At 61.5% G+C, this 24,397-nt stretch carries 18 protein-coding genes, 1 pseudogene and 1 riboswitch; of the genes and pseudogenes, 10 read left to right on the forward strand and 9 right to left on the reverse strand.

Features of this window, described 5'->3' with window-relative positions; translation table 11 throughout:
• Positions 1 to 31: 31 nt before the first annotated feature.
• From KU887_RS27800 to KU887_RS27810, 3 genes are all read right to left on the reverse strand, one after another.
• Complete coding sequence (locus KU887_RS27800; RefSeq protein WP_258256331.1) at positions 32 to 1,375, reverse strand: virulence factor; 1,344 nt, start codon at positions 1,373 to 1,375, stop codon at positions 32 to 34.
• A gap of 134 nt (positions 1,376 to 1,509) precedes the next feature.
• Positions 1,510 to 3,822, reverse strand: a complete 2,313-nt coding sequence (locus KU887_RS27805) for a hypothetical protein (RefSeq protein ID WP_258256333.1) — start codon at positions 3,820 to 3,822, stop codon at positions 1,510 to 1,512.
• A gap of 19 nt (positions 3,823 to 3,841) precedes the next feature.
• Positions 3,842 to 6,604: a type VI secretion system Vgr family protein gene (locus tag KU887_RS27810; RefSeq protein WP_258256334.1), complete on the reverse strand. Its 2,763-nt coding sequence runs from the start codon at positions 6,602 to 6,604 to the stop codon at positions 3,842 to 3,844.
• A 707-nt stretch (positions 6,605 to 7,311) separates the two neighbouring features.
• Here KU887_RS27810 and KU887_RS27815 point away from each other — a divergent pair.
• The 5 genes from KU887_RS27815 (at position 7,312) to KU887_RS27835 (ending at position 11,862) form a co-directional block, all read left to right on the forward strand.
• Positions 7,312 to 8,064 carry a hypothetical protein gene (locus KU887_RS27815; protein WP_249179342.1) on the forward strand — a complete coding sequence of 251 codons (753 nt, stop codon included), beginning with the start codon at positions 7,312 to 7,314 and terminating at the stop codon, positions 8,062 to 8,064.
• Between the two features lie 234 nt (positions 8,065 to 8,298).
• Positions 8,299 to 9,114, forward strand: a complete 816-nt coding sequence (locus KU887_RS27820; protein ID WP_375167905.1) for a MipA/OmpV family protein — start codon at positions 8,299 to 8,301, stop codon at positions 9,112 to 9,114.
• A gap of 8 nt (positions 9,115 to 9,122) precedes the next feature.
• Positions 9,123 to 9,797, forward strand: a complete 675-nt coding sequence (locus KU887_RS27825; protein WP_043886937.1) for a response regulator transcription factor — start codon at positions 9,123 to 9,125, stop codon at positions 9,795 to 9,797.
• A gap of 51 nt (positions 9,798 to 9,848) precedes the next feature.
• Positions 9,849 to 11,201, forward strand: a complete 1,353-nt coding sequence (locus KU887_RS27830) for a HAMP domain-containing histidine kinase (protein WP_258256336.1) — start codon at positions 9,849 to 9,851, stop codon at positions 11,199 to 11,201.
• A 158-nt stretch (positions 11,202 to 11,359) separates the two neighbouring features.
• Positions 11,360 to 11,463, forward strand: a riboswitch (SAM-I-IV-variant riboswitch).
• A 42-nt stretch (positions 11,464 to 11,505) separates the two neighbouring features.
• Complete coding sequence (locus tag KU887_RS27835; RefSeq protein ID WP_258256337.1) at positions 11,506 to 11,862, forward strand: hypothetical protein; 357 nt, start codon at positions 11,506 to 11,508, stop codon at positions 11,860 to 11,862.
• A 1,070-nt stretch (positions 11,863 to 12,932) separates the two neighbouring features.
• On the opposite strand, the gene KU887_RS27840 is transcribed toward KU887_RS27835, so the two are convergent.
• Positions 12,933 to 13,529 (reverse strand): 7-cyano-7-deazaguanine synthase, encoded by a 597-nt coding sequence (locus KU887_RS27840; protein ID WP_258256338.1) that lies wholly within the window; start codon positions 13,527 to 13,529, stop codon positions 12,933 to 12,935.
• On the reverse strand, positions 13,526 to 14,767 hold the full coding sequence (locus KU887_RS27845; protein ID WP_258256339.1) for a PfkB family carbohydrate kinase: 1,242 nt from the start codon (positions 14,765 to 14,767) through the stop codon (positions 13,526 to 13,528). Before KU887_RS27845 ends, KU887_RS27840 begins: the two co-directional genes overlap by 4 nt.
• Positions 14,768 to 15,272: 505 nt before the next feature.
• Between KU887_RS27845 and KU887_RS27850 the strand changes: the two genes are divergently transcribed.
• From KU887_RS27850 to KU887_RS27860, 3 genes and pseudogenes are all read left to right on the forward strand, one after another.
• A complete protein-coding gene (locus KU887_RS27850) occupies positions 15,273 to 16,418 on the forward strand; it encodes a hypothetical protein (protein ID WP_258256340.1) in 1,146 nt (381 codons plus the stop codon).
• Between the two features lie 138 nt (positions 16,419 to 16,556).
• The gene (locus KU887_RS27855) at positions 16,557 to 17,303 is read left to right on the forward strand and encodes a hypothetical protein (RefSeq protein WP_258256341.1); all 747 of its coding nucleotides are present in this window, start codon (positions 16,557 to 16,559) and stop codon (positions 17,301 to 17,303) included.
• A gap of 355 nt (positions 17,304 to 17,658) precedes the next feature.
• Positions 17,659 to 17,787, forward strand: a pseudogene (locus KU887_RS27860) (IS30 family transposase); the annotation flags it as partial.
• A 131-nt stretch (positions 17,788 to 17,918) separates the two neighbouring features.
• Here the strand turns inward: KU887_RS27860 and glmS are convergent.
• The gene (gene glmS / locus KU887_RS27865) at positions 17,919 to 19,748 is read right to left on the reverse strand and encodes a glutamine--fructose-6-phosphate transaminase (isomerizing) (protein ID WP_258256342.1); all 1,830 of its coding nucleotides are present in this window, start codon (positions 19,746 to 19,748) and stop codon (positions 17,919 to 17,921) included.
• Positions 19,749 to 19,904: 156 nt separating this feature from the next.
• Here glmS and KU887_RS27870 point away from each other — a divergent pair, with 156 nt between their 5' ends.
• A complete protein-coding gene (locus tag KU887_RS27870; RefSeq protein WP_006495781.1) occupies positions 19,905 to 20,396 on the forward strand; it encodes an Lrp/AsnC family transcriptional regulator in 492 nt (163 codons plus the stop codon).
• Between the two features lie 29 nt (positions 20,397 to 20,425).
• Here KU887_RS27870 and panB read toward each other — a convergent pair whose 3' ends face one another.
• A complete protein-coding gene (gene panB, locus KU887_RS27875) occupies positions 20,426 to 21,280 on the reverse strand; it encodes a 3-methyl-2-oxobutanoate hydroxymethyltransferase (protein WP_048984266.1) in 855 nt (284 codons plus the stop codon).
• A gap of 77 nt (positions 21,281 to 21,357) precedes the next feature.
• Between panB and KU887_RS27880 the strand changes: the two genes are divergently transcribed.
• The gene (locus KU887_RS27880; RefSeq protein ID WP_059722319.1) at positions 21,358 to 22,176 is read left to right on the forward strand and encodes a helix-turn-helix domain-containing protein; all 819 of its coding nucleotides are present in this window, start codon (positions 21,358 to 21,360) and stop codon (positions 22,174 to 22,176) included.
• 13 nt (positions 22,177 to 22,189) lie between these two features.
• On the opposite strand, the gene KU887_RS27885 is transcribed toward KU887_RS27880, so the two are convergent.
• Both KU887_RS27885 and KU887_RS27890 read right to left on the reverse strand, forming a co-directional pair.
• Positions 22,190 to 22,723, reverse strand: a complete 534-nt coding sequence (locus KU887_RS27885; protein ID WP_258256345.1) for a methylated-DNA--[protein]-cysteine S-methyltransferase — start codon at positions 22,721 to 22,723, stop codon at positions 22,190 to 22,192.
• Complete coding sequence (locus KU887_RS27890) at positions 22,720 to 24,189, reverse strand: DNA-3-methyladenine glycosylase 2 family protein (protein WP_258256346.1); 1,470 nt, start codon at positions 24,187 to 24,189, stop codon at positions 22,720 to 22,722. Before KU887_RS27890 ends, KU887_RS27885 begins: the two co-directional genes overlap by 4 nt.
• Positions 24,190 to 24,397: the final 208 nt, after the last annotated feature.

A 24,397-nucleotide genomic window follows, 5' to 3' on the forward strand; every position in this document is an offset into this window, starting at 1 on the left:
CACATGTAACGCGCTGCCGTGCCGATGTGCATCACCACGAATAACCTTGCATGCCGTAATTTGTGTCGTGTCGGCGTCCCCACCACGGCAGATAGGCGTTGTTTCCGCCGCGTGCGCGGAACCAGTCCTTGTCGGGATCGATCGGTGTGAGCTTCGACGGCGGCAGGACGACGACCGCGACCGGATGATCCGGATCGGTCGTGCCAGCGACGAGTGCGTTGCCGCCGAAGTGATTGATCCGGCCGATGGCGAGCGCGACGTCGGTCAATGCGCTGCCTGTTCCCATGTCGCCGAGTAGGGCGGCCGTGTTGAATGTCTGTTTGCGGTGATCGTATTCGGGAAGGGTTTCGGTCAAGGTCTGCGCGAGCACGGCAAGACGTGCCGACGATGCGTCGCTGCCCTTACCTGCGTCGTGGACGATGTAGTTGAGGTCAGGGACCGCGATGCCGGCATTGCGTGCCGCTTGGTCGATGGTCGCCTTCCACGCCTGCACGGCGCGGGTCGTGCCGACCTTCTGCGGAAAATCATGCGTGTTGCCAGTGGCGGCTTTGCCGATCCAGGCGAGCGGTTCGCGTTCGGTGTTGAACGTCGGACCGGCGAGGAACAGCGCGACAAGGTTCTCATTGATCTGTGCATCCGTGGGCGGGAAGTTGGGTGCGTCCCAGTTCACTACCCAGACGCTCTTGTCGGGGTTCGCCTGCAAGTAATCCAGTGCGTTGTTCAGGGATGTGAATCCGGTGTTGGGGCCGCCCTGTGTGACTTGTACGTCGGGGAGCGTGTTGCGGCTCCACATCGTTGGAAAATACCGATTCCCGATCGAAAACGTCCTTCGAATCGAGTCCTGCAAGTAGTTTTGCGATTCGGCCGCGTCGAGTCGTTCCGGAATCGCAAGCTCGACACGGATGCCAGCCAACTCACGCCAGTCCCTTTTATCGTCAGGTTTGACCGTGTAGAAGTATTTCGCGTTGCTCGCGTAGCGTGAGTGAAGCAGCAGCGGGAACTTGGTCATGTACTTGCTATAGAAACCTCTGAATGTTTCTACGCCTTCGTTGCCGTATGCAATACCCGCTACCGACTGGAGCGTCGTAAAGGACTTCGGATCGGTCCGCACCATGTCGTCGTTCTTGTTCGGAGACGCGAGTCCTTGCGTCCACAGCAGTTGCCATTCGGTCGGGTAGTCCATGCGTTGCAACGGATTCAACCAGATCAAACCTACGACCTGCGCGACGAATGGCTTCGCTGCTTCTTCCGCAGCGGGTTCCGCATGCGTTACAGGTTCCGTCGAAGGTGCCGCGTGCGTCGGCCGTACCGTGGCCGTGGTGAACAGAAGCACCATGAGCGCGGCCAGGCTGGGCACGACCAAAAATCGTTTCATCCAATCTCCTATTTCCAGTTGTGTCGGGTCTGGTTGTTCTACGTGCGCCATTAACGACGCCATGAGTACGGCCGTGATCATCCATGCTGCGAGCGCAACAGCGGCACGTCGCGGCCATGTAGCGATTAGTGCCTTCATATCGCGCCCCCGACCTTCAGATAGAACTGACCTTCTCGTTCATCCGTGATCGTGTCCGGCATCTTGCCTTCACTGCTCTCCGCATGTACCCATTCATGCATCGGAAGCCCGTCAAGCTCTCCGCGCATAAAGTACTCCGTGTATTTCTTGTTTAGACTATTGTTGGGAATACCGTCTCCCATCCGCCAATCGGCTTCAATCCGTAGTGCTTTCATTTGCTTGGGCGTCAGATAGCAAACCCCGATCGCCACATCGTACGCAAGCGCCTTTTTGGCATGATCCGGATTGGTCATCGTCGTGGAGTGATTTGTCGGGCTGTTGGTCGAGCCACGATCGAGCCAATCCACAATCTGTCTATCGCGCCATTCCTTGTAACCCTCCGGCATTTCGCTCTTGCCGTCCTCGCCGATTACGTGGCCATCACCATCGAGCCATTCCGTATTCAGCGTGCGCCGTGCCTCCATCCGCATCAGCGCGCGGTCCTCGTAACGCTGTCCGGCTTCGCTCTCTGCCGTCCCTTGTGCGACGCTGTCCTTGTTCTTCGCCTTGTACTGATCGTAAGGATCGTCCGCGCGCTTGTCTGCCTCGCTCTTGCTTGCGTCACGCCATGCGGCTGGCGGATCGTTGCCTTCGTTGAAGTCGCTCTCCGCATCGCCGTCCTTCGTTTCGATGGGCTTGCCGAACCGCAACGCTTGCGGCGGGAACGGTTCGTCGAGTGCCGGCGCGTCCGCCACGACGGCCCATCGCCGTGGCGGATTGGCGTTCACGCGGAACATGTTCAATGCCGAGCTGAACCCGGTCACGACGAACATCAGCGGCGCGGTTGCAAGCGTAGCCGCCACGCCCCAGACACTTTCGTTCCCTTTGAGCGCACCGATGAGATTGAACTTGGCAGGTGGCGAAGGCGGATACCAGAATCCCGACGTCGTTCCCTTTTTGTTATGCCGCCAGTCATCTTCCCAATACCGATAGCGCTCCTGCACGCCAACCTGGAAGCCGGAGGCAAAGACGCGCTGCGTCAGCACGCCGGGGACGCCGATATCGTTCAGTTCGTTCTTGTCGATACCGCGCCAGCCGATGCCTTGAACCGTGACCGCCGAAATAACCTGATCGTGCGGACAGCAATACGCGGTGACGCGACCGTACGTCGATCCGTTCAGGCCGTGGCGAGCCCGGTCCTCTTGTGCCGCATAAGACCGTTTGCTGGTCGGCGATACCCTTTCGTTCGCCATGTCTTCATCGATCTTGTCGGCCGACAGTTCGCAGGCCTTCCGCGTGCCGATGATCGACAGAAACTTGCCGAACGTTTTCGTGCGGGCGGCGTAGGTCTGCCGTCCGCGGCGACCGCTGCCGTCCCTGGTCGCGCGTTGCGACCAGGTATCCATGAACGTATCGGACGGATTCGGGCCGTCTGCGCGCGCAAGACTGTACGGCGCATTCGCCAGTACGTAGGCATCCGCCACGCAATGCCCGCTACGTCCCCACGGATCTTCGACATCGGGCAGTGCCTCGCCGAAGAATGCCGCCGTCAGGCCCACGATGTTGCCCTGGCTATGGCATACGACGGTAATCGGCACGTCGGCCTGCATGCGGCGAATCGACTCGATCAGCCTCGCCAGGCGCAACGCCGCGAGCACGCCATATGCGCGGGGCGGCGCGCGATATAGCGGCCGGTTGGTCGGGTTGATCCCCTGGACGGTCAACCACCCGGCCGCGCGGTCGTCGAGGCCGCCGTGCCAGAGATCGGGCAGGCTCGCGCAGCCATTCGTGAACGGACCGCCGCCCCAATAGTCCTTCTCGTTCAGGAAAATCTTGTCGCCGTACTCTTTCAGCTCTGCGGCGGTTGCCCGATAGCCCCATCGGAAATGAATGACGGGCGAGAAGGACGGGTCAGACTTGATGTAGTTGCCGGACCAAAGCTTCGGATTCAGAAACCCGTCCGGCGTCACGCTTTCCGTGTACTTCGCCGGCACCAGCTGCCCGGCGTCGATGCCGTGACACATCAGTTGATCGTCCAACCGGCCGAGCCGTCGGTTCAGACCTTCGCACAGCCCCTGCTCGGCGGCCTCGAACCATTCGCCTTCGGAGTTCACGCCATGGACGAAGATGACGACACCAGGCAACGGCATTTGCTTGATGCAGATCAGCCGGGTGTCTTTCGTCCACATCGACACCCCGTCGCTCCGACCGATGACGATCTGAGGTGGCTCCGGGCGCGGCGCAGCCGCGTCTGGCACGTCGCCCGTCGAGGCATGCTCGTCGGTGCGTGCGTCCTCTTCCGGTCGAGGATCGAGAGATGAGTCGATCATCCGGGCTCCTGCGCTTGCGTTAAACATTCTTCTTGGTGAACTGCACCGCCAGTCTCTCGAACCGGTCGGTATCGACCGCCGGCAGTTCCCCGGCCGTGTCGGTCGTCAAACTCGACAGCGTTCCCGATGCCGTTCGAATCTGTCCTTCGAACCCCGGCGCCGCGTTACCGTCCGTTGGGCGAATCAGCTTCGGGACGCGGCCGAGCGTACGTTGATCGAATGCCGGCAGATCGACGCTCATGCTCGCGGGGCCGTTCCACGCATGACCATCGGATTTCACGGTGAACTTGCCGGGGCATCCCAGTTCGATATCGCTCCCGTGCAGCTTGAGATACGCGCCGCCAGCCGTGACGAATACGACTTCGTCGCTTGCCGTGCCGACAAGCCTGCCGTCGACCGCGGTCAACTGGATGTTTTTGCCGGACTCGATTTGCGTGTCGTCGTGCTGCGATTGAAGGGCCACTTTCCCCTGATGCGCGATCGCCGATACGCCGTCACCATGCGCGAACATCGCGACGCCACGCCCGGCATGCAGATTGATTCGCTCGCCGCTCGTGATTTGCATGTGCTGCTGCGCGATCTGATCGATGTTTTCGCCCGCATACGTGACGTGCGTTTTCGGCGTGACGTTCAGCGACCCGGCTTGCGCGCCGAACGCCATGAACGCGGATGCGTCGCCGGTGGCGCCGGATTCCGACCGGCCGGGTTTCCAGTGACGGAATGCGTTGGCGATGTTGTCCTGACCGGCCGTGTCGGCGGATTGCCCGCCATGCTGACCGGCGTAATCGCCGAGCGACTTGAACAGCGCCATGCATTGATCGAGCAAGCGGATCAATTCATCGCGATCGAGCTGACCGCCGGTTGCGTGCGAACGCGCATAGGTCGTCAACAGCATGCCTTGGGCAGCGCGCAACGCCACAGCGGCGTCGGTGCGCAGCTCCGCGCCTTCGCCCCGATCGCTTCCGTGTCCGTCCTTGCGCGGCTGCGTCAGGTAGCCGAGATTCAACTGGGTATGCGCATGTCCGCTTGCGAGCTGCGCGGAGATTTGCGACGGCGTGTCGTCCAGGCGAAGCTGGTTGTGCCGGCGGCCCCTGATTTCCCGCGTCTTGATCCCGGACACGTAGCGGTTGCCCGGCAGCGCGCCGGTATCGCTGAAAGTCGCGGGCGGGTTCGCGCCGTTGCTCAACACCCCGATGATCACCAGACGGTCGGGATCGCCCGACAGGCTCCCCAGCAAGACTTCCATGCCGACACGCGGCAGGAACAGCGCACCGAAGCATTCGCCCGCGAGACTTGCCGCGACGCGAATCGGCGCGCTGTCGCCGGCCAGCCCGTTCGTGCCGGCGCCTTGCGCGTGAGCGTGGTCCGCCGGATCCAGCCCGTGAATCAGCACACGCACGCGGCCTGCGTTGTCGCACAACACCTCTTCGCCCTGCGTGCCGACGATCGTGCCGGTCAGCAGGTGAACCGGCGGCACGTCGATCGCCGGATCGTAGGCCGGCTTGAGCGGCACACCGCGTTGCACGCACGTGAAACTGTTCTCGTAGCGTGTGTCCGTTTGTCCCGATGCATCGGGCGGCGGGACGGTCGGCGTCAGGTTGCGGCTTGCCGCGAACAGCCCGCTTGCGCGGCCCGACAGGTCTTTCGGCAGGTTGTTCCAGATTTCGTGTCGAATCGACGTGACGACGAACCGACGACGATCGATCGACTTCATATCCAGCTCGGGGTCGCCCGCCAGCGTGAACCCGTGTCCCACGAGCATGTCGCGCACGGTGCCGATGCCTTCGAAGTGCGCGGCTTCGAACTGATGGGCCAGCATCCGGTCGTGCGCGATGCGCGCGTGATCGTTCCACGAGTCGCCGACGTGCGGGATGTCGATCGCGACGTCGGTCAGCAGGCGCGCGAGATCGTTTCCCGACTCGCCCTGATCGATGTCGGCGGCGGCCTCGAAGTCGTCCACGCGAGCGGTCTTGTAATCCCACGACGGGCGGCGGACCTTGCCGGGCGACAGACGCTGGTCGTACGCAAAGAGGGTGACGGTGTCACGTTGCTCGACGCCGGCGTCGCGCGGGTGAAGGCGGACGGTGCCGGCCGGCGCGTCCGGCAGACGATGCGGATCGTCGCAGAACACGAGCGTGTGAATCGGCCGCTCGTCGGTCACGCCGCGTCTGCCGTCGACCGGGGCGGCCTTCGCGAAAACCGTGATGCCTTCCCGGCGCAGCAGACGCCGGATGAAGCGCGCGTCGGATTCGTTGACTTGCCGCGTCAGCTCGCGTGCCGGATAGCGATCGGCCTGCAACGTCGACAGGTCGAAATCGAACGTGCGCGCGAGGGCGGGGCTACGCTGTTTCCACTCGTTCATCAGCGTCGCCAGAATGTCCGGCACGCTGCGCGAGCGGAACAGGCGGGCGTTCGTGCGACGGTCCATCAGCGACAGGGCGTCGCAAACGTGCAGCTGATAGACGGTCAGTTCGCCGTCTGATTGCCCGGCTCGCACTTCGCGCACGATCGCGTTGATGGCCTGGATGTTGCCCCGGTCGGTGGTCAGCCGGATCGATACGGGCAAGCCGAGAAACAGCGCAGGGGGCAGATGGTCGTAGGTGGACACGCAGGTCAGTTGCCCGTCGATGCCCGACATCAGCCCCTCGCGGATATCGGCGTGATGGAGCGCCAGCAGATGGCCGACCGCGCGTTGCGCCTGCCCGAAATGGAGGGAGACTGGACGCTTGTTCTGGTCGACCAGACCCGACGCAAAGTTTCTCAAAGTTGCTGCTATAGACATAACGACAGTTCTCGTTATTTTTGTTCCGGATTCGGATGGATTCGAATCCGCCTCTCAGGGTGGCAATGCGACGGCACTTGGAATTTCGGTGCGAAGAATAGCAAGCTATTTCTATCTTTATCCGATATTTTTATTTTGAGATGGAAAATTATTTCTTTTGAAACAATGGTTAATGTTTGTTTTGGTTAGGTGGTGTTTTTGTTTGGGTGGGGATATGTCGAGGAAGTTATTCTGGATTGGTATTTGTCGTGACTCGTTTTCCCATATCGTCGAAATAGGGGATTTTTTGTCAGGACATGATTGAATTGGAAACTGAGAGTTCGGAATTGTCCCGAATCAAAATGAGCAACGGTACGTCACGCCATTGAAACGGTACGTCACGCCATTGAAATTGGCGCGAGCGGGCTTGTGTACTGGCGCGCGATGTGTACGTCCGCCGATCGGATGCCGGAAAAATGCATCTTTCAACATACAAATTCGCCGCTGGATGGTTCGGTCAGCGCCCATTGACGTGCCGCCGGGCGACAAGGAACCTGTGACGAGGCATGCCGGCATCGGCGAATTTCGAACGGCGGGTGCGTTGCCGATCATTCCACCCTATAGTGCTCGTCGTTGATCGATCCGCAAGCAATCGGGGGTTCGTCGTGTTTCACCGGAAATTCAAATTGAGTTGTTCGCGCTTCGCGTGCATCGTCGCCGTGACGACGATGCTGGCGCCCGTCGCGGCGCATGCGGAGGGGGAGGCTGTCGATGGCACGACGCACGTCGCGTCGGCTGTCGATCACGACACGTCACCGGCACGACCGATTGTCGGCGACGATCCGGTTGCCATCCGGAATGCGCTGCAGAAGGTGCACATCGGCACGCTCTCACCTTCGTTGCGCGAGCGCGTTCGCGGCGCGGTCGCCGGTGCCGCCGGCCGGCACGGCCCGACGAATCCCGACCTGGCGGCCGTCGGTCTGGATCGTGACGTGACGTTCGTGGTGCCGGTGCGGTACGGGCTGAGATACCGGTCGCGGCGGCAACTGCTGACGCTGGATGTCGACCTGTTCGATGCGGAGCGCGACGGCCGGGACGGCATCCTGCTCCACAAGGTGACGACGGGGCCGCGAGGGCGCGGGCTCGTGATTGCACCGGAAGCGAAGGCAAAAGGGTACATCCAGCACGTCGACATCATCGAACTCGAGGCCGGGCAAGGCAAAAAGACCACGGTTCGGAGCCGCATGCGGCTTTCCCCCGCGGAGTACGCGCAAACGCATGGCGACTTCGCGCTCGTTTTTTCCGGACGCCTGGTTCGGCCTTACCTGACCGAACAAACCGAACATGCCGATCCGAGTATCGAGGAGCCGACGGACATTTCGACGAGGATCTCCACGTTGCATATGGATCTCCGCGACATCTGGCTGGTGAGCCCGTCGAGCGGCGTCGTGGTGTCGAAGAAGCTGCGGTTGTCGAAGTAGCGGGTTTCGGCGGGCGGGTCATGCAGTCATACAGGCGCGCGGAGAGGAAAGGACCGGGTCGGCGAAGCCCTTCGCCCGAAGAATCCCTTTCCGGGGCTGCTTGTTCAACGTCGGTGGCAATGCGATAACCGAAGCCGGTCCTGTCCTCAGACGATATTTTTCCTGGTAAGTGAGCGGTAAGTCGACTGGTCCTACAGTAGCCCCCGTTTCGACCCCCGACCCCAGGAAACGATTGTGAAAATTGCCTCTCGCCGCGCCCGCCCGTTATGGCTGATTGCCGCTTCATTCGCACTTTCATCTGTTTCCGCGTGGGCGGACGACGGCATGAGCCCACCCGACCCGGACAATACGGGGCTGACCATCCTCAATAACGCGACGAACGTCACGCACTGGGGATTGGGCGCCGGCGTCGGCATCGAGCCGTCGGCCTACAAGGGCGACGGCACCCGTGTATTGCCTTTTCCGCTGGTCTACTTCGACAACAAATGGGTGCAGGCCATCGGCACCACGGTCGATCTGAAAATCGGCAGCTGGAGCGGCGTCAATCTCGCGCTTCGTGGCCAGTTCTCGCTGTTCGACGGATACAAGGGCTCGGATACGCCGATCCTCAACGGCATGGAAAATCGCAAGGGCGCGTTCTGGTACGGCCCTGCGCTGTCATGGAACACCGGATTCGGCACGTTGTCGGGCAGCTTCCTGCTCGGCGGAAACAAGGGCGAGCGCGCGAAGCTCGGCTTCGAGAAGGCGTTCGCCGTCGGTGCATTTTCGATCGCGCCACATGTCGGCGCGGAATGGCTGAGCAACAAATATGTCGACTACTATTACGGCGTGCGACCATCCGAGGCGCGTGCCTGGCGCGCCGCCTACAGCGCGGGTTCGGCCGTGAACGTGTCGGCCGGCACGCGTGTCGACTACCGGTTGACGAAGCAGCAGACGATGTTCGTGGACGTGGGCGTGTCGCGTCTCGGCGACGGCATCACCGACAGTCCGCTCGTCGGCAGGCGGTTCATTCCGGAGGCCAGGATCGGCTACATGTATCGGTTCAAGTGAGTGCGAGCATGCCAAGAGTGGCGATTGTCGAGGATCACGAGCGTCTGGCCGGCCTGTTGTCGCAGGCGTTGGCCGCGGCGGGAATCGAATCCGACCGGTTCGGCAATGCTCGGGAAGCGGCTTACGGTGTCGACCGGGCCGATTACGCGCTGCTGATCATCGATCGCGGATTGCCCGACGGAGACGGTCTGGCGTTCTTGCGGACACTGCGTGCGGCGGGGCGCATGATGCCTTGCCTGATGCTGACGGCACGCGACGCGTTGCATGACCGCATCGACGGACTCGAAAGCGGCGCCGACGACTATGTGACCAAGCCGTTCGAAATGAGCGAACTCGTCGCCCGCGTGCGCACGCTGATGCGGCGCCCGGCGCGGCTCACGACGCTCGTCGCGTCGTTCGCGGATGTGACCGTGGACCCGCCCCAGCGCGCGATGCGCTGTGGCGACCGGACGGTATTGCTGGCCCCGGCCGAGCTACAGATCATGCTCTGCCTGATCGAAGCCGCGGGCCGCACCGTCCGGCATTCGAACCTCGAGCATGCCGCATGGGGGCTCGCGGAAGCGGTCACGCCGAACGCGCTCGAGGTGACCGTGCACCGCTTGCGCAAGAAACTGACGGCGATCGGCGCGACGATGCGGCTCACCAATATCCGCGGTGCCGGCTTCGCGCTGCGAGACGCATGACGATGCTTCGCCGCATGTCGCACGTGGCTACTCCCTCGTAAGAAAACCGCCATGTTCCGTCATTGGGTCCTGCGTCTGTCGACGCGTCTGTGGGTGACCAACGTTGCCGCGTTCGCCATCAGCCTGGCGCTGCTGTCCGCGCTTTCCGTGTATTTTCTGGATCGATATCCCGAGTTCCTGGGGCGGCGCCAGCAGATGGAGAGCATCCGTCATATCGTGGCCGGGATGCGTTTCGATGCGGCAGGGCGCCCGGCATCCGTGCGATTGGGCGAGCATCCGGCGGTGATGTTCCGGCTCTTGCCGGCCGACGTGAAGTATCGGGTGCTCGATGCGACGGGGAAGGTGTTGTTGGCGTCGGTGCCTTCGAACGAAGATCGACCGTGGCTGACAGAGGACCTCGCGACGATGGCAGGCAAGGTGCTGCCCACCACGATCGACGGCAAGGCGTACGCGGTCGCGACGCAGCGCGCGTTGAACGGGAGCGTCGTCTATTACGTGCAGGTGGCGCACAGCAACCAACTCGTCGATGCGCTCGTCAGGACGCGGATCGATCCGATCCCGAAGACCGTCGTTTATGTGCTGGTCATTGCGACCGTCATTTTCGGACTGACGCTGCCGTTGACGATCGGTCACGTGCTGAAGCCGTTGCGGGAGGTATCGCGTGCCGCGCGGGAAATCGAGCCGCGCAACCTGAAGACGCGGCTGTCGTCAGCCGGGATTCCCAGCGAGATCAAGCCGCTGATCGATGCGTTCAACGACGCGCTGACCCGGCTCGAGAATGGCTTCGCGGTGCAGCAGCAGTTTCTGGCCGATGCCGCGCACGAGTTGCAGACGCCGCTCACGCTCGTCAGAGGGCAGATCGAGTTGCAGCCCGACATCAGCCAGAAGGCGCTTTTGCTTCGCGAGATCGATCTGATGGCCCGGCAGGTCAAGCAACTGCTGCATCTGGCTGAAGTCAGCGAGGCGCAGAACTTCAGTTTCGGCGACGTGAATGGTGCCGACGTCGCGCGGGACGTCGTGAGCTTGCTGGCCGGCAAGGCCGATGCGAAGCAGGTGACGCTTCATATCGAAGCGCGCGATTCCGTGGCACCCATACGCGCGGACGGCGGGGCGCTTTTCATCCTGCTCAAGAACCTGCTCGAGAATGCGATCAACGCATCGCCGTCGGGCGGGGTCGTGGTGCTGACTGTTCTTGATACGGCGATTCATGTCGAAGATGAAGGGCCGGGGATTCGGCGGGAACATCTTCCTCGGCTATTCGACCGATACTGGCGGGCGCCGGATTCACGGTATGACGGTGCGGGGCTCGGCTTGGCCATCTGCAAGGAGATTGCCGAGGCCCATCAATGGACACTGACGGTCGATGTGCTGGCGACGGGGACGCGGTTCAGTGTCCGGTTTTAGCCGGATACGACGGGATTCCGACCCTCATACGAGGCGCTCGGTGGAGGTGGGGCGGGCGGGGGCGCCTGTCCCGCAGAAGTACTGCTTTTCACAGACTCCTTGTTCGCCGCCGATTTTTCGATATAATGAATCCACGTTCGGAATGTCGAACGTGAGAAATCAAGCATCCAGAGTCGGGTTTCCCGACGCCAACCTGCCCTCCCGGGCAAGGTGGACGCCCTCGAGGCGATGCGGCCGATTGACGGCAACGAAACGGGAGCAGCATGGCTGGCACCGGTTCGATAACCATTCATCCGGAGCAACCATGAGCCAAGTTTCCTCCGCTTCCCGCCCGACGGTCTGTGAAGACTGGTCGCATTTTCTTCCCGGTTTCACGTTGACGCATACGGTTCATCTCGTTTCGAGACGGAATCCGGGCATTGTCTCGACCGCGGCGGCCGTGCTCGAAGGCGAAACGGCGACGGTCGATCGGTGGGTCATCACGCGCTGTGGTGACGTGCTCGAACAGAAGATCGTGCTCGGCGAGATGACGGAAGGGCAAGCGGTGCGGCTGCGTGAGCGGCTTGCGGCGCTCGATGGCGTACTGCGTACGAGGGTCGAGCATCATTTCGTTAGGGGTGGTTCGGCGTCGCTCGGAAATGCGTCGGAAAGTGGCCATTAAACGATGCATGCGCATTGTTGCTGTCTCGGGTGATATGTATAAAGCTGGACTAGACCAAACAGACCGCGACAGATCATCTGACTCAGTTCGGCCAGTTGCTGCCGTTCGCGCGTGCCAAGCAGTGGCCACTCGAACGACTGGTCAATCGACACATGCTCATCGAATGCTGAGTTTGTAGCGCCGACATCGGACGGAAGCGTCTGAGTGGCTAGCCTTCTTGATCTTCCGGTGACCGGAAGATCAAGTGAGTGGCCAGGTGATAAGCGAAAATCCGACCGGCAGCTCTATCAACTTCTTTAGCGTTCGTTTTTAATCGTTGGAGCTCTTAAGAATGCTCGTGGTCTTTTCTCTCGCCTGTGATTTCGTGATCTAGTCTCGCGACCGTTGGCCGGCGCGGCCCTCGGTTTCGTCATCGGTCTTACCCAGAGATATGCAGGCCGCCGAGCCCCACAACTGGACGGCTCCATTCAGTACCGGTTGGAAGGATGGAATTTGCCGTGACCCCTATAGGTACAGGTGCGAGACCCATTGCTGTTGCCGTAAAGGTAAGGGTGCAAAGAAGGAATCCGGCATCTCTCAGGAGGAGAGTCTCGGGACGCTCGTATTTCGCGGCAACTTTCTCTATATCACCTAGAAGCCAGATCTGTGATGCCGGTTCGACCGGAAGGCAGTCTGCAGCTTCAGTTTCTAGCGCGCGAAGTGTGGAGTCCCCACCATCAAGAAGAGCGAATGCATGTTCGTTCGCTCTGTACCACCATGCTCCCGGACTCCCAAGCAAGCCAGTAATGACGAGCTCTATTGGATGCAATGCGCCTGCCGAGGGCGTCGGGCGGTGCGACAGTTGACCGCTTTCACCGTCAAACGTGTGGACGTTGCGACTGGTAAACCAACAAATAGTGCCTGCTGTCTCTATGTCGAGGGACGTTGACCTGTAGTCCGTCTGCCGCCTTGCCAGCAGATCACTCCAACATCCCTTTATTTCCTGCGTGGGAATGGCCAGACGTCTGAGACCAGCAATCGAAGCCGATAGGGGCGGCGGAAGGACTACCCGCCCGCGAGGGCGAGGTGAATCAAAAAGGCTCTTGTCCCAGTTCATACATCACATTTTTATGTTTCAGGCAGCCTCTGCAATGACCACATGCCAAGTTAGAGCGGTGACACGAGTGAGCCCAAAGAAGAAGATCCAGTGGGATCTTGGATTCTCGTATGAGATCGACGGATGTCATCTTAATCGCCGGAGCTCTAACTCGAATTCCGCCTTCCTGTATTCTCATCAAGCGATCGATTGAGTCGTAGAATTCTTGGCGACCGTCGGCGTGGTTACTGTCCGTCGATACGGCACCCAATAGTAACTCTTTAGCACCAAAGGACAATGCTGATGATGCAGCCAACGTCACAAGTAGCTGGTTCCGATAGGGCCACCACTCCGAAGACGGTGCCACTGCGTTTGCTGTACTGCCGGCCAGGTCGCCAGATCCAAGGGACGAGCAATCGACGGTTACCAAAGTATGCGAGATACCGAGGGTTTTACAAACTTGCACTGCCGCACGCATTTCTGCTTCTGCAGGCAACTGACCGTAGTTAACCGAGATGGCGAGCGAAGGGCGGAGCCAGTAAGCGAGGGCGATCGAATCTTGGCCCCCGGACAAAAGTAGCGCGGATTTCATCGTTCGAGTGCGGCCCAGACCGCGCGATAGATAGCAGAGTCCAAATCACGCACAACGTCGCAACCGGTTCCTCTAAGCATGGTGAGATCTTCATCCTTTTCCGTGATTGTGAAGGCTATCACTGGCTTTCTTCGAGATACAGCGTAACCAATCTCAAACAATGTGCCAGCATCAAGGCCATCGCATACGGCAAAAAGAACGTCGCTCCTGTCTATTCCGGCTAGGTCTTCCATTGCAACGACTTCGTCTTTTCCCTCTCCCGCATCGTGGATAGGTGAAAACACGTCTACACCTAGCTTCACAAATGTGTCCCGAAGTGTGTCAATCAACCAGCGCTGTGCTACAGAGAAGAACGGCCCAGCCAAGTAAACTCTCCGACGTTCACCTAGTCTAACCGTAGGTAGGCAAGGGGCGAAAGCCGCTGTCGCAAAGTCTTGCGGTAGCGGAAGGTATCCTGCATCGCAGTAACTTGCAGTCGCAACAGAGGCGAGGTACGCCGCATCTGCCGCTGGTTTCCTGAGAACGGCCCACTCATGACAGAAAACAGCCGAAAAGACGTCGCCCGATCCTATCGGCCAGACACGTTCGGTTTTGAAGCAGGGAACTCTACTCGTCCGCTGGCCATCAGACACAATCGCGCCATGGGGGCCCTGTTTTAGAACAACGACACTCGCTCCCTCGTGTTTGTGCAGTTCAAGTAGTTGTCTGGACGGATCGTCCGAACCGGTAAGCAGACGGGCTTCTGATGAGTTCACCACGTACGCCAGATTCGTGGCCTTCGAACCATTATGCGAGAAATGTCGAGCGTGCAACGGTGCCTGCGGATCATAGACTGCCCATTCCGCATCTACGATGGCACTTCCCTCAACCATTCCGTACCTGAGGACAATCTCACCGTCGATGTTCATAACGAAAGGTTCAACGTCACGGTTTATCAGAGGCTCCTGCTGGGGGCTTGCCAATCCGTGAATCCAGCGAAACGAAATTAAGTTGGACTGGTTGCCCTGAGATAGGGGCGTCGGTACGGGATGCGGCTTCAGGTCAAAATCATAAGGAGCAAGCAGCGACGTACGTACCTCTCTCAGATGATCCTCATGAATGAAAGCGTTTAGTTCGATATTCTGTGCCACGCAGCAGAGAGCTGCAGCCGCACGCCCACCGGAGCCGAGAATCTCACGACGTTCGGGAAACAGACAAATTTCTCGATACACCCCGCCGGCGATTTTGAACTCGCTCATCGCCGTACCACCTGAACTTCAACACGCGCACCGGATACATGTTTGACATCAGCGACGTATTCGTTCTGCTGTTCCATGCACTCAATCAGTCGTAGTAGCGCGTCAGATGTTATCGAACCCGCAGTCTGCCCCTGATATTTTGCAACAACAATCTGGATATCTCGTCGAACTTCGAGTACCAAAGCGAGTTGGACGGGTACTCCGGTCTTAACCGTCCCCTCGATTGCTCTGACGACGTCAGGCACCGGTGAATTCAACACGGTATTGAATGTCAATCGCTCACATGGACTACGAGGCGGCGTTGCATCGTAGACAGTTCCCCCGGTGCCGGACATGGGCGCTCCCTTGAAGTTTGTTCTTACTACAGGTATGAAGTTTCTCATGGGATAATATCGCACAATTCGTGCTATATGACAGCGCGCGCAGTAACGGGCACGGGACCACCAACGTCCGTCGGCACAGGGCTGGTTGCCGGCGTCAACCTATACAAACTGCCGAAATAGTGATGAACAACAAAGGAGTAGGCGCATTGTCGGAGCAGCGGCTTCGATCCTGGTTCGTGGGCATAGGGAACTCACCACTGCTGAACGGTGTAGCGGCCGTGCTGTCAGTTTTGGCAGGGGCGCTGGCGTCGTTCTTCACGAATTCGATCCGGACGTCGCTCGCTCTGCCAGCCGACCCCGCGAAAGGAAACAGTATCCTGCTCGCAAACTTCCATTGGAGTTTCGAAGCGACGATCTTCTGGATTTTGGTTGCGAGCGCAGCGGGTTTGTTCGGTCTGAACAAGTTTGCTGACAGCGACATCGACAATAAGCATAAGAATGATCTAAACAAGAAATTGCATGGACTTGAAAGCATGCCGCCGGACGCGTTCCTCGAAAAATTGGAGGCAGGCTTCAGCGATGCGAGGGACGCAGACGCCGCAGCGCGGGCACTGCTCGCTTCCGCACCGGGGCAACGTATGAACCTTGCGCAGATGGATTCTTACATTTGTAAAATTCTTGCCATACTCGAGCAATTAGCTCGTGCTTATGACGGCAACATTGACGCAAGTTATCGCGTGTATCTTATGCGGTTTACTGGGCAAGGGGTTGCAGTGCCGAAACTGGCGCGGGCCGTTGATGTAGCGATGCTGCCGGCGAGCGAGTCTCATCACGGTTATTTGGAAACGTTTGCAAGTCTGAGTGTTACTGGCGGTCACGCCGAAGTTTCGGCTCAGGGCCTCGGTCAACTCGTGGAGTTCGCTGTTCCCGTGCTCCGGCGCGATAAGTCCAACAATAAGAGAGACTTCCTTCCAGGGGGCGCGCGCGCAATGTTCCTGGGGCGAATTTACGAGTGCAATTCGGTTCCGCGGCTGTTGGTTAGAATCGCGGAGGAGGTCAGCGATCATCAGCAAGATGCGACTCGCCGCTTTTACAAGGAGGGACCAGGGAAAGGTGTCAAGAGCTTCATCTCGCTTTCAATTCCGAACAACAAATGGGCGCCGCAGTCGATTCATTGGCAGGGTAGTGACGTGTGTGGAGTGGTGACCATTGAAGCGGATCGCGAGGACTTACTAAAGAATGCCGCCGGTTTTTTCTGTCCGGTCGTGCAACCGCTCCTTTATATGCTCGCTGATATGTTGGCCAGCCGGACTGAGGAGGGGCACTAGGGCATAGCATGCGAAACCGCGGCAGGCGACCAGGCCGTCTTGATCTGAGAGTGAGCGGGGACATTTGCCGAGGTCGTAAAAAAAGGAAAATTTATCTGTTCAGTTTCCTATAATACGGCGTCTTGAACTGAGGCCGAAATGCCGCAACTGATCTTTCCCAGACGTCGCGACCGTCAACCCATTTCGATTCCCGATCCGGACGACGAGGTCATACCCGGCGTGCGCTGGGGGCACTGCGCGGATCTGTGCAGCCCAGCGTATTGGCGGGCGCTGATGCTGCAAGACGATGGAGTGCCGCCAAGGTACCGGCTTGGGGAAAGCCTTCTTGAGGAAACTTTCGCCTGTGTTTTGGGCGGTTACGGCATTCCGGCCGAAGTCGGGAACTCGGCGTTCGCGGCTCTGCGTGATGAGGGGCTCATCAGGGTAAACGTTCCAGCGGAGCAGATCGCTTTCTGTCTTTCAAAGCCGCTATCGGTCGCAGGTCGCCAAATCAAATACCGGTTCGCCAAAACGAAAAGTGTCGTTCTCGCTGACATCGCGGCGGCGTTCCAGAGGACGGTTCCGCCGAAAGAGCCGTTAGTTCTGCGGGAGTGGCTCAGTTCGTTGAAGGGAATTGGCCTAAAGACTGCCTCTTGGATTGTGCGCAACTACACTGGTAGTGACGAGGTTGCCATCCTCGACATCCATATCTTACGTGCCGGTGCCTACTGCGGCTTGTTCCCGACGACGTTGTCTCGTCCCGGGGAATATATAGGACTCGAAAAGCGTTTTCTTGATTTCAGTCGGGCGCTCGGCGTAAGGCCGTCAGAGTTGGATGCATGCATCTGGGCGCAAATGAAACGCGCGGGGAGACCCTTGGCGCGAAGAATCGGGGGCGATCTGTAACACCGAACTAACATTCGATGGCGAGGTGTGCTTGCCGATAGTGAGATAAAGTTAGATAGACTGATCGAGGATAATGCGCGGCAGGGTCGGAAGACCTTGACACGTGTAGACCGTAATTGGCCTTCGCTTTTTCTTCGTGGTCCATGACATAATTTCGTGGCGCAATCTCCCGTTTTTTAAAGGAGGTGATCGAAAAGGCAGTTTAAGCTAATCCTGTTTGCAGGGTCGATTTATGCTTTGCGGTCCTTCGGCAATCCTCTCCCGTGAGCCTCAGGACGGCCAGCTTATGTTTGATTGTCCGGCCCGCTTTTAGGTAACGGTATGGTGTTCCGCAAGCCCGCTATCGCGTCGGTCCGACCTCTTCGCCTATTCGCAGGCCAAGCTCAACGCTGTCGCTAGGCGGCTCAATGAGCGTCCTCGAAAGACGCTAGACTTCGATACACCGGCTGAGCGCTTTCATCAATTCGTTGCATCGACGGGTTGAATCCGCAGCCTAAATCGGTCGTAGCGGTGTGAGCAGTTTGAACGGCAGATGTGGGTCGGCAACTATCATCGACGCCACTGTCTTTCCGAGCCAGGCCGATCTTGGCGCTTGATGAAGCGACGGCCAAGCAATCACTCCACCGTCACCGACTTAGCCAGATTCCTGGGCTTATCAATATCCGTCCCCCGCGCCAACGCAGCGTGATACGCAAGCAACTGCATCGGCACCGTATGCAAGATCGGCGACAACGGCCCGTAGTACTCGTTAAGCCGAATCACCTCGATCCCCTCACTCGGCACGATCCCACAGTCCACATCCGCAAACACAAAAAGCCGCCCATTCCGCGCACTGACCTCATGCATGTTCGACCTGAGCTTTTCAAGCAGCATGTCATTGGGCGCGACCGCGATCACCGGCATTTCATTGCTGACGAGCGCCAGCGGTCCATGCTTCAACTCCCCGGCCGGATAAGCCTCCGCATGAATATAGGAAATCTCCTTCATCTTCAGCGCGCCTTCCAACGCGATCGGGTAATGCATCCCGCGCCCGAGAAACAGCATGTTGTCGCGCCGCGCGAGCAACTCCGACCACGCCATGATCTGCGGCTCCAGCGCGAGCACCTTCGACATCGCATCGGGCAGATGCCGCAGCGCCCGCAGATGCTCCTTTTCCGCATCGTCGCTCAACCGCCCGCGCACCTGCGCCAGTGACAACGTCAGCAGGAACAGCGCAACGAGCTGCGTCGTAAACGCCTTCGTCGACGCCACACCGATCTCGATCCCCGCACGCGTCACGAACTGCAGCGCGCATTCGCGCATCAGCGCACTCGTCGCCACGTTGCAGATCGCGAGCGTATGCATCATCCCGCTGCGTTTCGCGACATGCACGGCGCCGAGCACATCGGCCGTCTCGCCGCTCTGCGATACCGCAACCACCAGCGTGCGCGGATTCGGCACACTGTCGCGATAACGAAACTCGCTGGCGATCTCGACGCTCGCCGGCAGCTTCGCGATGCTTTCGATCCAGTACTTCGCGGTCAGCGCCGCGTGATAGCTGCCGCCGCACGCGAGCAGCAGCACCGAATCGACGTCGTTGAACACACGCCACGCGCCGTCGCCGAACAGCTCGGGCATGATCGACGAAACGTCGAGCAGCGTATCGGCCACGGCCTGCGGCTGCTCGAAGATCTCCTTCTGCATGTAGTAGCGATACGATCCGAGATCGGCCGCGCCGCTATGCGCGGCGACGCGTTGTACCGTGCGCTCGACGCGCTGGCCGGCCGCGTCGACGATCCAGTAGCGATGCAACTGAATGTCGGCGACGTCGCCGTTCTCCAGGTAGGCAATGCGATCGGTGATGCCCGACAGCGCAATCGCGTCGGACGCCAGAAAATTCTCGCCTTCGCCGACTCCGACGACGAGCGGCATCCCGTCGCGCGCGCCGACGATCCGGTGCGGCTCGTCGCGGCACATCACCGCGATCGCATAGCTGCCGCGCAGTCGCGCGACCGCGCGCCGTACCGCGTCGAACAGGTCGCCGTCGTACAGGTGGTCGATCAAGTGCGCGATCGCCTCGCTGTCGGTCTGGCTCGCGAACACATAGCCGTGCGCCTGCAATTCCGCGCGCAGTTGATCGCAGTTTTCGATGATCCCGTTGTGCGACAGCGCGATGCGCGCATTCGCGTCGCTCGGCGAGAAGTGCGGGTGCGCGTTGAGCGTGACGGGCGCGCCATGCGTGGCCCAGCGCGTATGCGCGATGCCCGTGTAACCGGACAACGCCAGCTCGGCGATCTCGCGCTGCAGGTTCGCGACGCGATCGACGCTGCGGGCGCGCGCCAGCGCCCGGTCGCGGTAGACCACGACGCCGCACGAATCGTAGCCGCGGTATTCGAGCCGCTTCAGGCCGTCGACGAGGTTCGGCAGGATGTCCCGCTGGGCAACCGCCCCGACAATTCCACACATATCGCGCTCCGTAAATGTCCCGTCTGGATCAGTGAGAGCGATGGTAGAACCAGTGAAATGGAATTAAATTTCAAAAAATAATAAATAATGAAACGAATGGTGGATCGTCTATCATGTTGAAATTAAATTTCAATCTCTGACGGGAAGGAGTGGCCGATGGCCGGCATCACCCTCGACGATCTCGACCTGCGCATCCTCGCGATCCTGCAGGACGATGCATCGGTATCGAACCTGCAACTCGCCGAGCGCGCGCTGTCGTCGCCGCCCACCTGTATGCGTCGCGTGCGGCGGCTGACGGAGGCCGGCGTGATCCGCCGGCAGGTCGCGGTGCTCGACCCGGTCGCGATCGGCACGGCGGTCACCGCGTTGATCGAGATCAGCCTCGACCGGCAGACGGCCGAAGACTACGACGCGTTCGAAGCGTACGTGTGCGCGGAGCCGGCCGTCACGCAGTGCTATCGCGTGTCGCCGGGGCCCGATTTCGTCGTGATCGCCGATCTGGCCGACGTCGCCGAATACGACGAATTCGCGCGGCGGCTGTTCACCGGCGCATCGAACGTCCGCAACGTGCGGACGTTTTTCTCGACGCATCGCGCGAAATTCGAAGCGAACGCGCGGGTCGCGCATGCGATGCGCCAGCGCACCTAGCGTGCGGTAACCGCGTCGTTCGTCCCGCCTCACGCAGCCGGGGCCGCGCCCGCCAGTTGCAGCGGCTTGCCGTATCCGAAGCAATGCGCGGGCTCGGGAAACACGCGCTGCCGCACGTCGTGCGCGTACTGGCGGATCGCGTCGCGCATCACCGCGTTCGCATCCGCGTAACGCTTCACGAAGCGCGGCGTGTACGCATCGAACGCGCCGATCATGTCCTCGGTCACGAGCACCTGCCCGTCGCACGCTGGCGATGCGCCGATGCCGATCGTCGGGATCGTCAGCGTTTCGGTCAGATGGCGCGCGAGCGCTTCGGCGGTGCCTTCGATGACGACGCCGAACGCGCCGGCCCGCTCGGCCGCGCACGCGGCGTCGAACACCTGCGCGGCCGAACGCGGGTCCATGCCCTGCGCACGGAAGCCGCCCGTCGCGTTGGCCTGCTGCGGCATGAGGCCGACATGCGCCATCACCGGAATGCCGCGATCGGTCAGGAAGCGGATCGTGTCGGTCATCTCGCAGCCGCCTTCGAGCTTTACGGCCTGCGCGCCGGTTTCGGCGAGCAGCCGCGCGGCGGAGCGATAGGCTTGCGCGGGCGATTCCTGGAACGTGGAGAACGGCAGGTCGACGACGACGCACGCCTGCGCGGCGCCGCGCACGACGGCGGCCCCGTGTGCAATCATCATGTCGAGCGTGACGCGCAGCGTATCGGGCATCCCGTACAGCACCATGCCGACGGAGTCGCCGACGATGATCACGTCGGCCACGTCGTCGACGAGTTTCGCCATCGGCGCGGAATACGCGGTCAGCGACACGAGGCTGCCGATGCCTTTGGTCGAGCGGATCGCGGTGACGGTCTTGCGGGTGATGCGGGTATGAGCGCTCATGAGCGGAAGCCGTGTGAAAAAGGAGCCGCCACGGTAGCATCGCGCTCGTTCGTGCAATGACCTTCGGAGGACGTCTTATGTTGCTGGCGGGACAACCCGGCGACCCTTACGCGGTGCCGCCGATGGCGCGCCTGCCGCGGCCGCTGTACGTGCGGGCGTTCGGCATTCCCGGCAACGCGAGCGTCGATGCGCACAGTCATCCGTGGGCCCAGCTGATGTATGCGACGAGCGGCGTGCTCGAGGTGACGACGCCGTCGGGCCGGCAACTGCTGCCGCCGCACTACGCGATGTGGATTCCGCCGCACGTGCCGCACGCGGTGTCGACGCGCGATTGCGTCGCGTTTCACAGCCTGTATCTCGACGAAGCCATCGCGCGCCGCGACGTGAACGACGATTGCACGATCCTCTGCATGACGCCGCTGCTGCGCGAACTGATGATCGCGACCGGCGAGTTGCCGGTGAATTACGACGAGGCGGGGCCGGACGGTGCGCTCGTGTGCCTGATCGCGGACCGGATCGCGCGCATGCAGCCGGCGCCGCTCACGGTGCCGCTGCCGCGCGATCCGCGCCTGCTGAAAATCGCGCGCGCGTTGCACGCGGCGCCGGGCGACACGCGCAGTCTCGACGAATGGGGGCATCAGGTCGGCGCGACGCGGCGCACGCTGTCGCGGCTGTTCCGGCAGGACACGGGGCTGTCGTTTACCGAATGGCGGCAGGCCGTGCGGCTGCTCGCATCGCTGCCGCTGCTCGATGCGGGCGCGCCGATCGGCACGGTGGCCACGCAACTGGGTTACGACTCGACGTCGTCGTTCATCGCGCTGTTCCACGCGAAATTCCGCGTGACGCCCGGCGCGTATGCGAAGCGTGAAGCGCGCCGGCCGGTGTTGAGCGCGTGATGCGTTCCGCCGATCAGAACGCGAGCGCGTGCTGCATCGGATGATGCACACTGCGTGCAAGTTCTGCGCCTTCGAGCGACAGCAGCGCACGTTTGCGATCGATGCCGCCTGCATAGCCGGTCAGGCTGCCCGATGCGCCGACCACGCGGTGACACGGCACGATGATCGACACCGGATTGCGGCCGACCGCACCGCCCACGGCGCGCGCGCCGCTCATCGGCAGCCCGACGCGCTCGGTGATGTCGCCGTACGACACGAGTTCGCCGAACGGAATCGCCAGCAGTTCCTGCCATACCCGCCGCTGAAACGCGGTGCCGCGCAGGTGGATCGGCACCGAGAACGTGTCGCGCGCGCCGGTGAAGTATTCGGCGATTTCTTCCGCGACCTGGCGTGCGATGGGCGATGTGGCGAGCGCATCCGCTTCGCGCACGATCGCCAGCGACGGGAAGTATTTCTGGCCGACGAAGTACAGGCCGGTCAGCGCATCGTCCTCGATGCGCACGGCGATGTCGCCCAGCGGGCTCGGAATCAGATGAGCGGGCGTCATCGCAACCTCTCTCCATGAAGGCGCCACACGTGCAGCGCGGCATACGCGCGCCACGGCGCCCAGCGTGCCGCATGCGGCGCCGATGATGATACGCGCGTGCGCTCGGTGCGGCCGGGCAGCCACGCGTCGTCGGCGGGGAACGCATTCGGCCACGCCATCGCGCGCATCGCGACGTACTGCACCGCGCGTTCGTCGAAGCCGGGCAGCGCGCGCAGCGCGGCGAGCGTTGCGTCGAGCGGCGCCATCGGTTCGAGCGCGAGCGTGCCGTCGTCGACCGCGCGGGCGAGCGACACGATCGCGTGCGCCGTGTCGCGCTCGATGCCGATCGTTTCGAGGACCGAAGGCGGTAGCGCCGCCAGCGTCGCGGCGCCGGGCAGCGCATGCGCGAGGCCCGGCGGCGCGCCATCGACCGGATTGCCGAAGCGTGCCGCGATCCGTGCGAGCAGCGGCGTATCGGCCTGCGCCGCCGCAAGCTGCTCGCCCGCGATGGCACGGATCGCAATCTCGAGGCCATCGAACGCGCCGGGCACGCGCAGGCCCGGCGAACCGCTCGCGAGATCGCCGAGATGCGCATCGATCACGTCGGGGCGGCTGTCGAGATCGAACAGCCGGCGCACGCGCGCGAGCACGGCCGGCACGACCGGCGTCAGCGCGGGCGACACGGTGACGGCGAGCGCGAAGCGCTGCGGCACGTGCGCGACGGACAGCCAGCCGGCCACGCGTCCGCCGTCGTTCCGGTTCGGCAGTTCGACGATGCGTGCATAACCGTGCGCGTCGATTCGCTCGACGCCGTCGATCCGCCGCTGCGCAAGAAAACGCATCAGGTCGGCCCACGCGAACGGCGGCCGGTACGGCAGCGGGAAGGTCATGTCGCCGTCGGCCGCTGCGCCGGCCCCTTTGCGCAGCCGCAGCGGATTGAGGCCGTAGCGCTGGCGGAACAGGTCGTTGAAGCGCCGCACGCTGCCGAACCCGGCCGTCGACGCGACGACGGCCACCGGCAGCACGGTATCGGTCAGCAGCCGCTTGGCCATCAGCAGCCGCTGCGTCTGCGCGAACTCGACCGGCGACACGCCGAACTGCGCGCTGAAGATGCGGCGCAGATGGCGTTCGGTCACGCCGACGCGCCGTGCGAGCGCGGCGACGGAATGCGCATTCAGGAAGCCGTCGTCGATCAGCGTCGCGGCCGCGTCGGCGAGATTGCCGGACAGGTCGAGCAGCCCGTGGCCGGGCGCGAGTTCGGGGCGGCAGCGCATGCAGGGCCGGAAGCCGGCTTTCTCGGCGGCCGCGGCGGTCGGGTAGTAGCTGCAGTTTTGCGCTTTCGGCGGCTTCACCGGGCAGACCGGGCGGCAGTACACCCCGGTCGTCGCGACGCCGACGAAGAACCAGCCGTCGAAGCGGCGGTTCCGCGAAAGCAGGGCGTCGTAGCAGGTGTCGGGATCGAGGCGCATGGGACGACTGTAAACCATCCCCGCGGTCGATTCTGGCTGGAATCGGACATGTGTCTCGGCTGCCGCGCGCCCGCCGCGCCACAGCGGGAAAAACAGGGGAAAAACGGTTAATACCACTTTGCGAAACAGTCGTCTCTTTTACCGCGACTAATTTGAGATGACTCATCGAAATCCCCGACTGACACGGCACCGGCAGACGCCCTATCCTTTGAAAAACGTTTTCCAG

Origin of the sequence: Burkholderia sp. EMB26 (assembly GCF_024730645.1) — a bacterium.
GTDB lineage: Bacteria > Pseudomonadota > Gammaproteobacteria > Burkholderiales > Burkholderiaceae > Burkholderia > Burkholderia cenocepacia.

What these genes read in the sequence shown, in the direction of transcription:
- KU887_RS27850 (WP_258256340.1), top strand. Translation starts at nt 15,273, where the DNA reads ATGAACAACAAAGGAGTAGGCGCATTGTCGGAGCAGCGGCTTCGATCC.
- KU887_RS27805 (WP_258256333.1), bottom strand. Translation starts at nt 3,822, where the DNA reads ATGATCGACTCATCTCTCGATCCTCGACCGGAAGAGGACGCACGCACC.
- KU887_RS27870 (WP_006495781.1), top strand. Translation starts at nt 19,905, where the DNA reads ATGGCCGGCATCACCCTCGACGATCTCGACCTGCGCATCCTCGCGATC.
- KU887_RS27800 (WP_258256331.1), bottom strand. Translation starts at nt 1,375, where the DNA reads ATGAAACGATTTTTGGTCGTGCCCAGCCTGGCCGCGCTCATGGTGCTT.
- KU887_RS27855 (WP_258256341.1), top strand. Translation starts at nt 16,557, where the DNA reads ATGCCGCAACTGATCTTTCCCAGACGTCGCGACCGTCAACCCATTTCG.
- KU887_RS27885 (WP_258256345.1), bottom strand. Translation starts at nt 22,723, where the DNA reads ATGACGCCCGCTCATCTGATTCCGAGCCCGCTGGGCGACATCGCCGTG.
- KU887_RS27880 (WP_059722319.1), top strand. Translation starts at nt 21,358, where the DNA reads ATGTTGCTGGCGGGACAACCCGGCGACCCTTACGCGGTGCCGCCGATG.
- KU887_RS27810 (WP_258256334.1), bottom strand. Translation starts at nt 6,604, where the DNA reads ATGTCTATAGCAGCAACTTTGAGAAACTTTGCGTCGGGTCTGGTCGAC.
- panB (WP_048984266.1), bottom strand. Translation starts at nt 21,280, where the DNA reads ATGAGCGCTCATACCCGCATCACCCGCAAGACCGTCACCGCGATCCGC.
- KU887_RS27825 (WP_043886937.1), top strand. Translation starts at nt 9,123, where the DNA reads ATGCCAAGAGTGGCGATTGTCGAGGATCACGAGCGTCTGGCCGGCCTG.
- KU887_RS27840 (WP_258256338.1), bottom strand. Translation starts at nt 13,529, where the DNA reads ATGAAATCCGCGCTACTTTTGTCCGGGGGCCAAGATTCGATCGCCCTC.
- KU887_RS27835 (WP_258256337.1), top strand. Translation starts at nt 11,506, where the DNA reads ATGAGCCAAGTTTCCTCCGCTTCCCGCCCGACGGTCTGTGAAGACTGG.
- KU887_RS27890 (WP_258256346.1), bottom strand. Translation starts at nt 24,189, where the DNA reads ATGGTTTACAGTCGTCCCATGCGCCTCGATCCCGACACCTGCTACGAC.
- glmS (WP_258256342.1), bottom strand. Translation starts at nt 19,748, where the DNA reads ATGTGTGGAATTGTCGGGGCGGTTGCCCAGCGGGACATCCTGCCGAAC.
- KU887_RS27845 (WP_258256339.1), bottom strand. Translation starts at nt 14,767, where the DNA reads ATGAGCGAGTTCAAAATCGCCGGCGGGGTGTATCGAGAAATTTGTCTG.
- KU887_RS27830 (WP_258256336.1), top strand. Translation starts at nt 9,849, where the DNA reads ATGTTCCGTCATTGGGTCCTGCGTCTGTCGACGCGTCTGTGGGTGACC.
- KU887_RS27815 (WP_249179342.1), top strand. Translation starts at nt 7,312, where the DNA reads ATGCTGGCGCCCGTCGCGGCGCATGCGGAGGGGGAGGCTGTCGATGGC.